General features: G+C 65.2%; 12 protein-coding genes. 5 read left to right on the top strand and 7 right to left on the bottom strand.

The genetic code is table 11. From position 1 onward, the window contains the following. The first annotated feature begins 11 nt into the window (after positions 1-11). Complete coding sequence (locus tag ABGB08_RS04285) at positions 12-689, top strand: 4'-phosphopantetheinyl transferase superfamily protein (protein ID WP_347586473.1); 678 nt, start codon at positions 12-14, stop codon at positions 687-689. Between the two features lie 470 nt (positions 690-1,159). Here ABGB08_RS04285 and ABGB08_RS04280 read toward each other — a convergent pair whose 3' ends face one another. Both ABGB08_RS04280 and ABGB08_RS04275 read right to left on the bottom strand, forming a co-directional pair. Next, positions 1,160-1,591, bottom strand: coding sequence for a type II toxin-antitoxin system VapC family toxin (locus ABGB08_RS04280; protein ID WP_347586471.1), 432 nt, complete (start codon positions 1,589-1,591; stop codon positions 1,160-1,162). Beyond that, positions 1,588-1,860 carry a hypothetical protein gene (locus ABGB08_RS04275; protein WP_347586469.1) on the bottom strand — a complete coding sequence of 91 codons (273 nt, stop codon included), beginning with the start codon at positions 1,858-1,860 and terminating at the stop codon, positions 1,588-1,590. Before ABGB08_RS04275 ends, ABGB08_RS04280 begins: the two co-directional genes overlap by 4 nt. Positions 1,861-2,013: 153 nt before the next feature. On the opposite strand from ABGB08_RS04275, the gene ABGB08_RS04270 reads away from it, so the two are divergent. The 4 genes from ABGB08_RS04270 (at position 2,014) to ABGB08_RS04255 (ending at position 9,944) form a co-directional block, all read left to right on the top strand. Next, the gene (locus ABGB08_RS04270) at positions 2,014-2,154 is read left to right on the top strand and encodes a hypothetical protein (RefSeq protein ID WP_347586467.1); all 141 of its coding nucleotides are present in this window, start codon (positions 2,014-2,016) and stop codon (positions 2,152-2,154) included. 718 nt (positions 2,155-2,872) lie between these two features. After that, positions 2,873-4,024 (top strand): hypothetical protein, encoded by a 1,152-nt coding sequence (locus tag ABGB08_RS04265; RefSeq protein WP_347586465.1) that lies wholly within the window; start codon positions 2,873-2,875, stop codon positions 4,022-4,024. Beyond that, the gene (locus ABGB08_RS04260; RefSeq protein WP_347586463.1) at positions 4,021-7,332 is read left to right on the top strand and encodes a hypothetical protein; all 3,312 of its coding nucleotides are present in this window, start codon (positions 4,021-4,023) and stop codon (positions 7,330-7,332) included. Before ABGB08_RS04265 ends, ABGB08_RS04260 begins: the two co-directional genes overlap by 4 nt. Beyond that, positions 7,329-9,944, top strand: a complete 2,616-nt coding sequence (locus tag ABGB08_RS04255; RefSeq protein WP_347586461.1) for an RNaseH domain-containing protein — start codon at positions 7,329-7,331, stop codon at positions 9,942-9,944. The genes ABGB08_RS04260 and ABGB08_RS04255 overlap by 4 nt, the downstream gene beginning before the upstream one ends. A 279-nt stretch (positions 9,945-10,223) precedes the next feature. Here ABGB08_RS04255 and ABGB08_RS04250 read toward each other — a convergent pair whose 3' ends face one another. The 5 genes from ABGB08_RS04250 to ABGB08_RS04230 form a co-directional block, all read right to left on the bottom strand. Then, positions 10,224-10,367 carry a hypothetical protein gene (locus ABGB08_RS04250; protein ID WP_347586459.1) on the bottom strand — a complete coding sequence of 48 codons (144 nt, stop codon included), beginning with the start codon at positions 10,365-10,367 and terminating at the stop codon, positions 10,224-10,226. 611 nt (positions 10,368-10,978) lie between these two features. Further along, positions 10,979-12,841, bottom strand: a complete 1,863-nt coding sequence (locus tag ABGB08_RS04245) for a GntR family transcriptional regulator (RefSeq protein ID WP_347586457.1) — start codon at positions 12,839-12,841, stop codon at positions 10,979-10,981. A gap of 176 nt (positions 12,842-13,017) precedes the next feature. Beyond that, entirely contained in the window at positions 13,018-13,347 is a 330-nt protein-coding gene (locus tag ABGB08_RS04240; RefSeq protein ID WP_347586455.1) for a hypothetical protein, read from the bottom strand. A gap of 80 nt (positions 13,348-13,427) precedes the next feature. Continuing rightward, positions 13,428-14,075 (bottom strand): hypothetical protein, encoded by a 648-nt coding sequence (locus ABGB08_RS04235; RefSeq protein WP_347586453.1) that lies wholly within the window; start codon positions 14,073-14,075, stop codon positions 13,428-13,430. Continuing rightward, positions 14,072-14,524 (bottom strand): SAM-dependent methyltransferase, encoded by a 453-nt coding sequence (locus tag ABGB08_RS04230; protein ID WP_347586448.1) that lies wholly within the window; start codon positions 14,522-14,524, stop codon positions 14,072-14,074. Before ABGB08_RS04230 ends, ABGB08_RS04235 begins: the two co-directional genes overlap by 4 nt. Positions 14,525-14,670 lie beyond the last annotated feature (146 nt).

Genomic DNA, 14,670 nt, shown 5'->3' with positions numbered 1-14,670 from the left:
AGGACCCCTGCGTGTGGCGGGTCCACCTCGATCAGCCGGACGGCGCGAGGTGGACCTCGCCGCTTTCCGGCCCGGAACGCGACCGCGCGGCGGCGCTGGCCAGCCCGGTCGAGCGCCGCCGCTTCACGGTCGCCCACAACGCCCTGCGCGCGGTCCTCGGCCGGCTCAGCGGCGTGCCGCCGGCCAGGCTCGTCTTCGGTACGGAGCACAACGGCCGGCCGTACCTGGTCGGCCACCCGATCGACTTCAACCTGTCGCGCTCGGAGGAGTGGGCGCTGATCGCGGTGGCTCCGCCGGGCCTGCGGGTGGGCGTCGACGTCGAGCGCGTCCGGCACGACCTGGATCACCTGGCCATGGCCCGGCACCTGTACCAGCCCGCCGAGATCGACCACCTGACCCGGGCCGCGTCCCCCGTAGAGGGATATTTCCGGTTTTGGTGCGCCAAGGAGGCGTACGTCAAGGCGGTCGGGGTCGGCCTGGCCGGCCTGCGGGACACCCTGGTAACGCCGGAAGGGAACGCGACGGTGGGTTCGTCGCGTTCCCTTCGCTGGCTGGATGTGGCGCCCGGCTATGCGGGCGCCGTTGTCACGACCGCTGTTATGATCCATAAGCCGCTTCCAGATCTGCTTCGGCCTGTGTCCAGCGTCGATCATGGAGTCGATGAGTTGTTGGACAGCATCGATAATTGATGGACGAACATGGCAGTGTTTCCGGGGGGTTCGGGGTTGGCCAGGGCGGCTCGGACGGTCCGCAGGCGACTCGATGCCTTTTGACCAGTGCTCTCATGGAGGGCCCCTCAGTTTCGGCGTCGTGCCGGATGCGCTGATTGAGCTCCGCCTTGTTCATGCGCTTCGGTTTGGGAGCCGCGTGGCGCTTGCGGGGTTTGTGTCGGCTGGCGTCGGTCAGGGCGCTTTGCGGGATTTCTGGGGACCGGGTCACGCGCGACAACGTCCAGCGCAACTCGCAGGACTTGTCAAGAATCGACGAGAGCTTGGGTGCGGGAACACCGGGGAACATGATCAAGGTCAGGCGGCGCGGAACCCTGACTGTCGGATCAATGTTTAGGCCATTTACCTGCGGAGAGACTGGTGGTGCGCCAAGGATTCGAACCCTGAACCTACGGATTAAAGCGCGATTACGTGCTCTTGACTCTGAATTTCTACGCCGAACGTTCCTCCCACGGATTCTCCATGCGGGCACCTGTTCGGGCCAGGTGTTTGGTGTTGCGGGTGGCCAGCGTCCAGTTGTTGGCCACGGCGGTCGCGCCGATCAGGGCGTCGGGCGGGTCGATGCTTGTCCCGGCGCTCTTGAGCGTCTTATGGATGGCCAGGTACGCCCCTGCCTCCCGCTCGCCGATCAGGGCGATCCGGCCCTGATAGTCGATCCGGATCTGGGCCAGCGCCTGGCCGTACCGCGCCTTGCGCAGAGGATCAGCGACGGCTGCGACACCTGCTTCGATCTCGGCGACGGTGAGGACGCTCAGGTAAAGATTCGGCGTGGGGATCGTTCGGAACCAGGCGATGACGTTCGGATTGGGTTTCGGCCTGGTCGTGAGCTCGGCTACCACGTTGGTGTTGAGGAAGTAGATCACTCGCTCTCCGGTCGCTCATCGTAGGAGCGGCCCCCGAAATCCAGGTCCTCGAACGGAGCCGAGAGGAGGAACTCCTCGAAGCCGTCGTTGGCGAGCGTGGCCCAACGGGTGAGCATCGATTCCAGCTCGGAGATGTCGGTCTCGGCGAGCTCGGCGTCGAAGTGGGCGAGTTGGTCGCGGGGCAAGGACGCGCGGATCTCCCGGATCGTCCGCAACGGATGCGCGTCGTCCGAACGAGCAGGAGGCGACATGCCGTACGTTGCGCTCATCGTCACTCCTTCCTCTCACCTGGAGTTTACGCGTCCATGTTCGGGTGAGGCTTCGAGAACACGAATCATCTCCGGCGCTGAATCCTTCGTCGTGGGGATCGGGAACTCCCAGGGCGTTGAGCGGCTGGTCCGGGTCGCCTGGGATCATCTTTCGTGATCTTGTCCAGGGTGTATGCCGTCACTCGACGCCTGCTGTCGCTGCCCGCACAGCTGTTCTGGTGCGATGTCTCCAAGGAGGCGGAACTGCTGGTGCTACGACATCAGAACGCGGTCCTGCGCCGTCAGGTCCTATGAGTGCGCGGAGAACCAGCCGACCGCCTGTGGTTCGGGGCACTCTCGCACCTGCTGCCTCGCCGCCGCTGGGTGAAGATCTTCCCGATGGCCCCCGCTACCGTGCTGGCCTGGCACCGTAACCTCGTGGCGACAAGTGGGATTACAGCGAACGTCGCCATCCCGGGCGGCCACCCACCGCAGCTGCGGTCAAGGCCCTCGTCCTGCGCATGGCCGCCGAAAATCCCACGTGGGGCCACCGGCCGCATCCACGGCGGAACTCATCCGCCTCGGTCATACGATCGCCGCGTCTACCGTGTGGACCATCTTGAACCTGGCCGGGATCGCCCCGGTTCCACGCCGCAGTGGCCCAACATGGAAACAAGTTCCTGGCGGTTCAGGCCGAGTACATCGTTCCTGATCCGCGACCACGGCGGCCAGTTCACCGACACCTTCGACGCGGTCTTCGCTGACGCTGGTCTGCACGTCCTCAAAGTCCACAGCAGGCCGAAAGCGAACGCACACTGCGAAAGGATCACCGGCACCCTACGCTCCAACACCCTCCAGACAGTGCGGCTGGGGGCTGGCTTCGGTATCCGACTCTGGCGAGTCCAGACCAGTTCTTCGGTTTCCCTGTGTTTGACCGGTGACCTTGTGTAGGTTCTCGGCTAGTCAATCCATTCCGGATTCTTCCGCGCAATCGGAAGAAGTTCCTGTGCGCTCCAACGGCTGAGGCCGGAGCGTGGTATCGGAGAGTAACTCAACATGGAACGTTTTCCTGCGCGAAACCACGCCACCCGTCGGCTGGCCACAGCATGTGTGCGAGCTGGCCTGGACGCTACGCCATGACGATGACCGAGCGTGGCGAGAGATCTGCCGCATGCACGGCGTCGTGTTGTCTTGCCTGCAGCCTGGTGAAGGTCCGGCCACTCCAGCCGACTTCGTCCAAGTGCTGTCCACGCCGCTCGGCGACTGGGCGCCCCTTGATGGGGACATGGTTCCGCAGCCGCTGCGACAACTGATCGTCCTCCACAGCGATGTCCTGACGGACGAAGCCATCGACTATGGCTCGGAGTACACCGAGGCTCTGTTCGACAGCGACGGAGTTCTAGACACCGGTCAGCAATGGCTCCCGCCCTGGTCACACCAGACCCGCGAACAGGCAGAGCGCAGCGCGTTCACCGCGATCAACTCAGGAAGCCAGGCGCAGTATGCGGCTGGCCGGCGGATGCTGATCGAGGTTCCCACGGGCGCCGAGACCGCTCTGCTTATGGAATACAGCAGGCGCGGCGCCCCACGACTCGACGTCTACGAACCGATCGGCGGAGACCGGACCGTATCCGTGAGGGACCGGAAGTTCTGGTGGCCGTGTCCTGGCTGCCGCTACCCCATGCAGGTGCATGGTTCGTCACTGCGCTGCCAGTACCCACCACATGGCGTGCACCGCTATTTCCTGCAGGCCCGAGGTAGAGGACAAGCGCCGGAAGCCATTAACGGACCGGTGTCGGTCGCTCGTATGGATGCCGAGGGAATCTACTGTCTGCGCTGGGGAGTCTGGCGGTTCATCAGTGTCCCCGGACTCGCCGAAGTCCTCCTGACCGACTGGCTCAACGCCAAACCAGGCGTCACCGCCGAACCGTGGCCCGAAAAGGACGACTACGACATCGGCGTGCACATGCCTGATGGCCAGGTGTTGCGAGTGGACCTGAAGGACGTAGCTGACGCACGGAAAATCATCTCCGACCCGCCTGCCGCCGAGCACATCGTAGTCACCGACCACTACAAGGCAACCGCCGCGACGCTCCGCGAGCACCTACCGAAGGATCGATACAACGTCCACACCGTCTCCGCCTTCAAACGCATGATCACAACCAGGCTCAGGGGCGGCAGATGATCACCCGCAAAGAAGAAGCCATCACACCCCTGGTAATCCGTGCCGCGGTTCTCCTCGCAGCTGAGCTTTTCCCCAACCGCTCTCCTGCGCAGGAAAGCTGGCGATGCCGCGTACACATCGCTGATGTGCACTTCCTGCTCACCGGCCAGTTTCATCTGTGGGAGCAGTGGGGCAACCTGGGCCCAGTGCAGGAACACCGGATCGCAAGGGTCTTGCGACACCGGCCACGGCATTTCGCTAGCCGGGTCGTGGTCGTCGAGAACGTGGCTTACACCCTCGCACGGAATGAGACGCCAGAATTCGTCCGAGACGGGGACGATACCCTCATTGTCATGCCCGGCCGAGGGCAGGACGGCACGATCGATAGTCTGCTCGACCGGCTGGACCATGTCGCTCAGAAGGCGGCGAGAAGACGTGATCGCGCCCGCAAGGAGGCCACTGCGGGCCAGTACTTCGCGGACATACCGATCCGTGACGCTCACAGTCCGAGTGGGCGACTGATCACCGCCCACTACACGATCACCGCCCGAAAAGCCGACGGCCAGCGGATTCCACCGCGCGCACCGGCAGCCGACGCGCTCGAACTCACCGTGCCATTCAGCGAGCTCAAGGACATCGCCGAGACCCTAGATTCAGCCTATGGCGAGAAGCACCGCACAACTGCAGTCAAGACCTTCCATACCGAACTCCGCGATGGAGACGGCGCCCTGGTCGGTGATCTTTGGAAAGTCACCTCAGGACCCCTGCGGATCCTGCATGCGCCCACCGGCGTCGGCAAGAACGTCCTGTCTGAGTTGCTGGCATGCTGGGCCGCCCGCAACAGCTTGCGCATGTCGCTGGTGGTCACTAGGAACGCCCAAGTCGCCGCCGCAGTTCGTCGCCTGCGCAGAGACCTAGAGACCCTTGGCGAGACTGCAGATGTCGTCCCGCTGATCTCCCCGGCCCGCATGCAGACATTCGCTGAGTCAGCGGCCTCCGCTCAGAGTAGTTCGAAGGCCGATCGAGACTGGGCCTTCGCTGAGATGTCCTATTCATGCGCTATCGTAGCCACCGCCTCGGTTGATCAAACCGTTGATGCCTGGCAGCCCGGTCGGGAGCCGTGCACCGACCTGAAAGCCGTCCGTGCACCGCACGATAAACCCCAGCGGCACATCTGTCCCTGGCAGGCGGGATGCGGCAAGTTCCGCCACCACCGCGCCGCGATCACTGCCGAGATCATTGTCACCAGCCATCACAATTTCCTGCTCGGAAAGATCCACACCCGAGTCCTTGACACCTCGGGCCTGGTCCGGGATGACCTTCGAGTAGAAGAGCACATCCTCAATCACAGCCATTTCGTGCTCATCGACGAGGTCGACGGAATGCAGTCCACAGGCTTCGAGCAGGCCAGCGGAGCTGCAGTCTTGTCCAAATACGGGGCGCCCAACGATCTCACCCGGGACCTCGAAACCCAGTTCCGCATCAACGCCCTTCACCTGGACAGCGTGATCGAGAAGGTCATCCATCCGTCCGTTTCACACCTCGCCTGGCTGTCCAGCTCCTACGTTTCCCACCTGGCTAGAGGAGTTTTGTCCCCCAGGGGCAGCGAAACGGCAGCCGGAGTGTCCACCCTCGAGCTGGCAGTGCCCCGTCGCTGGGATGCCTGGCTGGCTCATCTGGTGTTCGGAATGCCAGAAGACCAACGCATCACACAGGAGCAGATGGACCTCATCGCGGCCCTCTATGAGAGAGACCCGAAGCCTTTCACTGAGCCCGGGCTTCCAGCGGGCTTGGATGAACTTCACGACGTTCTCGCGCGAATCACCGATCTCACTGACGGGTCGGACCGATTGGAGGCCGAGGCGGGGAGACTTACCAAGATCTTCAAATCCATGGTCAGCCCACCCTCAGATGCCGGAAGCGACACGGCTCCCGCCCCGCCGCCGGAGAACGAAGAGGACACTCAGGCCCGCGTGACATCGGAGAACTGGAAGGTCGCCATGTCCGTCCAGTATGCGATGCGACGTGCCTACCTCGAGAAGATCCGTGGCTTCCTCAATACCATCAGCTACTCTGCGGCGCACCTCCAGGCCGCTGGTGTCGTCGCCGGGGACAAACTCACCGACGCGTTCGCCAACCAACGCGGCTGGAGAGCCTCCCCATACGGTCCATTGGGGCGCCAACTGTTCGCGTTCACCGAGAAACACAACCCGGTCTCGTTCAGGGACACCTCCCTGGCGGTGACGTCGTTCAGCGGCGACCCGCACTCCCACACGGCCTATCTCGGCGACACGACAGCCCTCGGTTACGCTGGCCGTAGAAGAATTGTGATCGGTATGTCCGCAACCGCATATCTGCCTATGGCTTCTCTGCATCACGTGATGGCGAAGCCTTCCTGGTACCTGCCCGACGATATCGGTGAAGGCGGACTGACCATCCGATACCTGCCGTTGTATGACGGTGACGGCGAAATCATCAAGATCAGTGGCACCTCCGGAGCAGCCCGTGATCATGCTCACTTCCGGATGGGCGCCGCGCTATGGCGCCGTCTTCAACCAATGCTCGAAACGCTACGCGCCGATCCAGCCACCCGGCACCAAGCACACGCTCTCATCGGTGTGACCGCCTATCAAGGCGCCTTTCAACTCGCTGACTCCATGATCGACGCCGGAGCCCCCGCCGAAGAGATCCGCGTCGCGGTCCAGGACGGCTGGGCGCCGCCCACCCGCACCCCCCGATGGATGCCGCTGCCTATCTCAGACCTGGAGCGCTTTCCTGAGGACAGCCCGGGGACAGTGCTGATCGTGCCGCTGCCGCTCGCCGAACGCGGCATCAACATCGTCGACAAGCAGGGCCGGTCTCTGCTCGGCCCCGTCATCCTCGCGGTGCGGCCCATCCCAGTGATGGACGACGCCAAACTTCTGCTGTCGCTCATCAGCGCTTTCGGCTACACCGGGACAGCGCCGAGTGCCGATCCTGCGGCAGCCCTCGAAGCCCTCCGAGTCAGAGCCGGCGAAGCGTTCGAGGAGATCCGAGCCAACCACCACTACTTCCATTCGCTCAGTGAACGCATCCGGATGTCCATCGTCGCCACGATGATCGTTCAGATGATTCAGCTCGGCGGGCGCGCTCGCCGCGGAGGAGCCCACGGCGACCTGTATCTCGCCGATGCCGCATTCACCAACGGCCCCGAGAAATCGTCGCTGCCATATCTCGTCGGCCAACTCCGAAATCACTGGCAACAGACCGGGGACCTTAAATTGCTGGAACGTATCTACGGCACCACGGTCACCCGGGCCGTCTTCGACCTGGCCGAGGAGGCCCCGTGACCGCGGCCGCCCTTGGATTCCTGCGCACGCTGGCGTTCCCCGTGAGCGACGACCTGCTCGGAAAGGTTTACATCACACCCTTGGGGAAGGCATTCGCCCGAGCGTGGCGGGCGCTGCCCACCCGTGCTCCCCAGGACCATCAGAAACCCACAGCGTCATTGACCACCGCAGCGCGCGCCGTGACCGGCCAGCGCATGGTATTCATCGGGCCCACTGAACCAGACAGCAAAGGCCCTTGGCCCGGGCAAGCCTTGATCATCACGCCGCAGCCTGTCATGTCCGACACCCTGACTATGCTGTTCCGCGAATGGCAGACCCGGCTACCCGTGGGCGCGGGAGACACCCTCTCCTTGCTTCTCGAGCCGAGTGAGTCCGGCGCCTACTGCCTCGCAGGCCTCATAGATCGCGACGCTTCAGGCCGCATCACCGGGCCAGGTTGGATCCGAGAGGTGGCCGGGTGGAACATCGCGGCACGGCTGGCCGCTCAGCCGTTCATTGTTCCTGGCCGAGCTACGCCGATCCGCTTCGACCTCGATTCTGACGGCAATCTCCTGTCATGGAATGACCAGATTTCCCGCACCGCTGCGTGGGACGATACCGAAACCGGCGAGCGCCGATCCGTCACAGGACATGCCATGCACAAGATCTCCGTCGAGGTTGGCACGCTCCCAGGAGCCTCGGAATTCGTCGCATTCCTCGACGCCAATATCACCCGCACCGCCGCCAGCTGGAGCGGCGTGAAGAACCTGTACGTGACTCCCCCCGCCGCAGGCGCCGTGATCCTCAAAACTCCCGTCAAGGTCAAATGGCCGCACCGCACGAGTCCCGATATCCCAGCGGCCAGTTCCCCCGAGTCCGTGTCATATCTCGGCGCGACCGCACAGATCGTGGAGGCATTCGGCCTCGCGCCGCTGCCGGAGCTCGCCGCCCTGAACTTCGACACCGACCTCGGTCCGGTCCGACCGATCCACCAGGCCGACCGACACCCCATCGGCACCGGCCCCGGCGCTCGCTTCCTGCTTCACCTCGCCGACCACGCCGCGAACGTCCTCGGCACCTCACCGATCACCTACCAGGCGACGCGTATCACCACGCCGCGTCCGGACTTCCCCACCGTGATGAGCCCAGACAAGATCCGGCCGGCTCTCGCTGCAGCAGGTTGGCAGTCGCTGCGATTGGTCGTCCTCTACAACGACCCGGAGTTCCGCGCACGGGTCCTCTGGCAGGCAGCACGCAGCTTCCAGCGGCCAGACCTCCAGACGATCGCAGACGGTCCATCACACATGTTGGCCGACGGCGTGTCTATCATGTGCTGCCACGCGCCCGAACTCGTTGTTCACGGCACACATGACCGTACGCCGATCGCCAACGCCCTCCCCTGCCTGCAACCTGACCCCGACCTGCTGATCGCCGTGCTCGCAGAAACCCAGGGACCCGTCACAGGCTCCGACGACGGCCAGCAGCAGGACGCCAAGCACCTCCTCCGCGCACTGCTCGGAGGACGCGGGATCCCCCTGCAAGCCCTCATCGGCGGAGACAACGGAGGAACACCCGAACGCACACTCACGATCCCAGAACGGACTGCCCGCAAGAGAGCCCGCGAAGCGGGCGAGCCCGATCCACCGCTGGCAGATCGCGACGACTACGCAACACAAGCCGCTCTGGCCGATCTCCTACGCGGTGCGGGACTCACCGACAACCGTCTCGCCCAAGCCGTCTCACCCAAGTCCAACGCGCACGCCCATCTGAGCCGGGACGCCGTCCTGGTGGGGGTCAAGATCCGCCTACACACATTCCCGCGCCGTAGGGGTAAACCCGCACGTCCGGCACTCCTCTCAGTCTGTCTCGTCGCCCTTCACGCCAACCCCGGCCAGGACAGCTTCTGGCGCGCGGAAATGTACGGCCCTGAAGGCTGGAAGCCGTACTCAACCGCTGCAGCCCGTCGGATGGCCGCCCCCATCGGACTCAAGGGTCTCTCCCGTTTCGGCGACAAAGCACACACCACCCGAAGCTACATCGACGGCGCCTTGTCCGAACTCAAACACCAAGGAAGTGTGGTCGTCTTCGTTGAGGGCGAGAACGCCTCACTTTGGTCAGGCCTACGCAACAACTCCTTCGGCGAAGGCCCGCTTCCCGGGGACTCCCTTCACACCGCTGGCATCGACATCGCGGTCATCCGGGTCTCCAGCGATAAAATCCCCCGCCCGACCGAACGACGCGAGGCCTCCACCGTCGACGATCCCGACCGCAAGCCCCTCTTCCCCGGCTCAACCATCTACACCCGCGCCCAGGACGGCATCAACTCCTGGATGTACGCACAAGCCACCGTTAACCATCGAGGGGGTAACCGGAGCGGCACCGACCACACCCGCTTCACTCTCCCCGATGCCCAGCACACGAAGCTCAAGGACAACTGGCATTCGATCGCCCGCGTCGAGTACACGATCCCCCGCCTAGGAACCTGGGACCCGGAGCATCTCATCGCCCTTGCCGCCCGTCTCTCCAACCAGACCGCTGCCTGGGGCGACCGTACCGTGCTGCCTTTACCCCTTCACATGGCCCAGCAAGCGGACAAAGACCACCCCCAGTTCCAAGATCGCGACAACCGCTGAGAGGGAGTGATTGGGACTGCGGGTGCCGAGAATTCATCCGTGCAGGTCGCCGGGGAGGTTGCGATCCCGTGCTCCGGTCTGGAAGTCGCGAGCGCTGTACCGGAAACGCCAGGATGATCCGTTGTGCTGCTGCGCTTGGCCCACCTCGCCGTGACCAACACCCTCTTGCTCCTGCGGCTGCTGCCCGGGAGCGAGCGTGACAGGAGATTGAAATCTTGGTGCTCCGGCATCAGTTGACGGTGCGCGGCGCCATGGACAGATGCTCAGCATCGCGGCGGCCTACTGCACGCCCTCCAGCCGGGCGACCACGCGGGTGAGCAGGTCGCGGATCTCGATCTGCCCGGCCTTGAGCTCGGCCAGGTCGCGGAGGATGACCTCGGATTGCTGATCGATTCGGGCGTAGACCTCTTCGATGGGTGACACGGCCGATCTACCTTTCGACGTCGGCGAGCAGGACGCTGAACCAGGTTGTCGTCTGTCCCCGCATCCCACTCCGAGCCCCCCGGTCATTGGCCATGGCCGCGACCAGAGGAAGCCCTCGCCCACCCTCATCGTCACCGTGGACTGGCGCCAGATAGGGCGCATTGGTGGCCGAGTCGGCATCGGTAACTTCGACACGCGCGAGGCCACCGCGAGACTCCGCTCGCAACTCAATCTTCCTTTCCTCCGTGCCGGACCGTGAGTGCACACAGGAGTTGGTCACGAGCTCGGAGACCAGCAGTTTCACGGTCTCTCGCGCTTCCTCACCCACGGCCTGCTCACGGAACCAGCCGGTGCCAGCGAGGCGCGATGAAAGGTCCCCGAAAGGGGACCGTGAACACCCAGCCTCCCTGGTGCGGAATTACCGGCGCTTCCGCAGAGTCGGCCTCCTGTCCAACTTCATGACGTGCTTGGGGATCCAGGCACGGCCGGTTCGTTGATCCGCTGTGTCCCCTTGGGGGTGGTCGGGCCTCTGTCAGCCGGGCAAAGCAGTGAACTCGGAGCGGACAGAGGCCCGACCACGTCTTAGGGGTCCCCGGGGGTGGTCGGGCCTCCTACCGGCCGGGCTCCGAACTCGGGCAGGTAGGAGGCCCTCCCACGTCTTGAGGCGGCTCGGGCCACAAGTGCGGAGGCGCCACGAAAGTTCCCCGATAGGGCACGGTGATCACCCACTTGTCCTGGCGCAGCGACGCGATCGCCTGCCGGATCGTGGCCTTGGCCACGCCGAACTCAACCATCAGATCTCTTTCACTGGTAATCGGGTCCCCCGGCCGATGCCTGCCCGCACAGATAGCAGCGGCCAAGTCATTGGCGATCTGCTGGTACAACGGCTGCAGGTAAGCCGGTCGCGGCGTCCCCTCAGGCCCGACGAAGCTGCCCTCCCCGGCCACGGTATGGACGAGCCCACGCTCACGTAACTCCCGGTGCACACGCCGGGCAGTCATCTGCGCGACCCCGAAATCGCGCTTCAGCTCGGTCTCGCTCGGCACCATGTCACCAGGGCCAAGCTCACCTTTGGTGATCTGTTCTTCGATGATGTCGGCGATCTGGACATACATCGGCGCCATGCCGTCACGCCGGATCCGGCGCTCGGTAACCAGTGAACCGGATCCGTTCGCCGGTGCTCGGTCACTTTCGCTGTCACGCTCCCCCCGGAGCGGCGTCCACGCCGGGCCGACGAACGTGCCCTCCCCGGGGACGGTACGGACGAGTCCACGATCGCATAGTTCCCGGTGGACACTCCGTGCAGTGATCAGCGCGATCCCGAATTCGCTCTGCAGCTCGCGCGCGCTGGCGACCGGTGCGTCAGGGCCGAGGTCCCCGTTCGCGATCTCCTTGGCGATCAGATCGGCGATCTGCATGTATATCGGCGTCATGCCGTCCTGGCGAATCAGGTTCGCCCGTCCCGGCCTGCCGGTCCCCTCGCTCATCGGCTTGTCCTGTTCCCTTTGGCCCGGCCGGTTCTCCGGCGGGGCGACGACGGTGGTCTTGTTGATCGTCACCAGCCGGCCCTCCTGGCGCGGGAGGTTCACCGCCCGGCGAGCACGCGCGTTACCGGGCGCTACGGCCTGCTGCGTCGGCCTACGGTGAGACGGGAGGCGCGACCCCGCCACAAGCGCGCCCGACCGGATCGGGGCAATCACCTCATCAGCCATCTCCCGGAAGGCCGGTCGCGCGCTGCCCGATTGTTCGCCGCCAGGCCAGGACCGCTGACCGACCGGCCGATCAGGAGCCGCGGACGACTCAGACCGCGCGGCGACATCAGCGGTGCGGCGTCTTCCCGGCCGACGCATCGCGACCCCCTCAGCCCGCAGCCGCGCCCGAACCTTCTCCTTAGACCCCCCGAACCTCGCCACCAGGGCGGCTACGGTCGATCCGGCCCGGTACAACTCCGCCAGCTCCGCCCCACTGACCGTCAGCTGTTTCCGCGCCCGCCTCGGCTTCGCCGAGGTGTCCACCGGCTTGCGGATACGGCCGCGCGGCCGGATCTCCACGCCCGCCGCCGCCAGCCGCGCCCGCACCGTCCCCCGATCCACATCCAGCCAGGCGGCTATCACGCCGAGACTTTGCCCAGCCTGGTAGCGGCCCGCCAACTCCTCATCGGTGACCTCCGCCAGCCCGCGAGAATCTCGCCGACGCCGGATCCGCACACCCGCCGCCACCAGCTGCGCCCGGACCTTCTTGCCATCGGTTCGCCGCGAGGTGGCTATCACGCGGATGCTCTCCCCGTTCTGGTACCGGCGTATCAGATCTTCATCGGCCGCCGTCACCGGCTTGGGCCTGGGACCCCGCCGGACCTGTATGCCCGCCGCCTCCAGTTGCGTCCGGACCTTCCCCACGCTGACTCCCAGCGAGGCGGCAATCGCGCGGATGCCCTGTCCGGCCTGGTACGGGCCTGCCACCTGCTCAACGCTCACGTTGCGACCAGGGACAGACCGCCGCCTCCTCCCGCGCGGCCTCCCCGCGGTGGCCGGCCGCTTCCGCACGGGGGACATCGGCACTGCGGCAGCGTCGGCGATCTGCCGCAGCGTGGCACCCTCCCCACGCAGGCGCACCCGTTCCTCGGAATCGATCGCGTGCCTCCCGGGAACACTCATAAGGTTCCCCGGTCTTGCGCGGGAACGCTGCGAGGACAGGACTGACCCGAAGCATCCGCCTCGGCAGATTGATCGCCGATTCGTGCGGAGAGACGATCGAATGCCTGATCCACGACGGCACCCAAGCTCTTCAAGGAATCGGCAAGCCGCTTCCTCTCGCTGGCTTCCCAATTACTGATCGCCAGCCCGAGCTCCTTCTCGTTTCTCGCCGTCACGACGACATGGCGCCCGTTATGTGTACGGGTCGCCGTCCTCCCGGTTATCTCCCATTCCCACGTCAGCGGCATCGGCAGGTCACCCTCCAGACGGCCCGAATCGAGACGCACCGACACCCTGCGGGTTACGAAAGAGTTCCCCGCCATGGGCAATCACCGAAGAGACCGGCATCCCGAAGACCGGACGAGCTTCATTCAGGGGAAGCATCAGACCCCCGGTTCATCGCGCGCATGACCAGCCCGGCAGCCTCGCCCGGATGCCTGGCCATCAGCATCGAGGCTGGCTCGCCCGAGCCGATGTAGACCAGATAGGCCCCGCCCCGGCCGCCCACGACCACGCTCACCGGCACCGACGCCGTCTCCCGGCCGTCCACCTCCAGCCGGACCTCCTTCTCCCCCTCCACCATCCGCGCCGAGACCCCACGCGCGGCCAGGATCCGCTCAAGCTCGCGGAACCGGTCGGCCGCCGGATCACCAGCGGCCGTCACTCCCCACAGCAAGGCCAGACTCCCCGCCGCCGCCCGCTCGCCCTCCACCAGGACCGCGTGTCCGCCGTGCTGGCTGTCCTCATGCGGGATGTGCAGCAGGTAAGCGCCACACGCGCCCACCCAGCCCACGCTCGCGGACTTGCCTCCGGACGGATGCAAGACCACCAGCCGCAGATCCTCACCGGCCCCTTCGTCCGCGACGGGCTCAGACCTCGGCTCACCGTCGTCGCCGACGCGGTAGTAAGAAAGAAGATGGTGTGCCTGCAACGCGGCCCGCACCCTGGCCAGCGGCCCATCCACCACCACCGGCGCGTGATCGCCGCCCAGCTTCGTCGTCACCGCTTCGGTCATCGCTTCGCCACACCACCGACGAACCTCGCGCCCGACCGGGCCACCGCAGGGGCGCCGCTCCCGCCGATGTCGACCCGTTCCAGCTCCGGCCGCCACCGCGAAACCTCGCACACGCCCGGCTCCAGCAACTCCCAGCCGTCGAACAAGGCGGTGATCTGTTCCCGCGGGCGGGGAGTAAACGGGGCGGACGCCTTCTCATACACCTTCACCGCCGCGGCAAGAGCGTCTGGCTCCATGCCGTCCGGGCAGCCGTGGGAGATGGCCAGATAGCTGCCCTCAGGCAGGCCATCCCGGATGGTCGAGATGATCGCGGCCGGGTTCTCCGCGTCGGTGACGAAGTGCAGAATGGCGATCATGAGAACGGCCACCGGCTGGGTGAAGTCGATCAGCTTGCGAACGTCCTCGTGCGCCAAGACCTTCTCAGGGGTGCGCAGGTCCCCGTGGACCATGGCCACACTGTCACTTAGACCGAACTTGCTTGATCTTGCTGGACTGATGCGGGTCTGACCAGGAAGCTCAGCATCCAAGATCAAAAATTAGTGACTACCCGCCGACCAGCGTCATCGGAATCGGAACGTCGAGCAACTCAAACACG

The sequence above is a fragment of the Acrocarpospora sp. B8E8 genome (assembly GCF_039871605.1).
GTDB lineage: Bacteria > Actinomycetota > Actinomycetes > Streptosporangiales > Streptosporangiaceae > Acrocarpospora > Acrocarpospora macrocephala.
The sequence above is the reverse complement of the archived record's forward strand: the minus strand, read 5'-3'. Positions and strand labels throughout refer to the sequence as shown.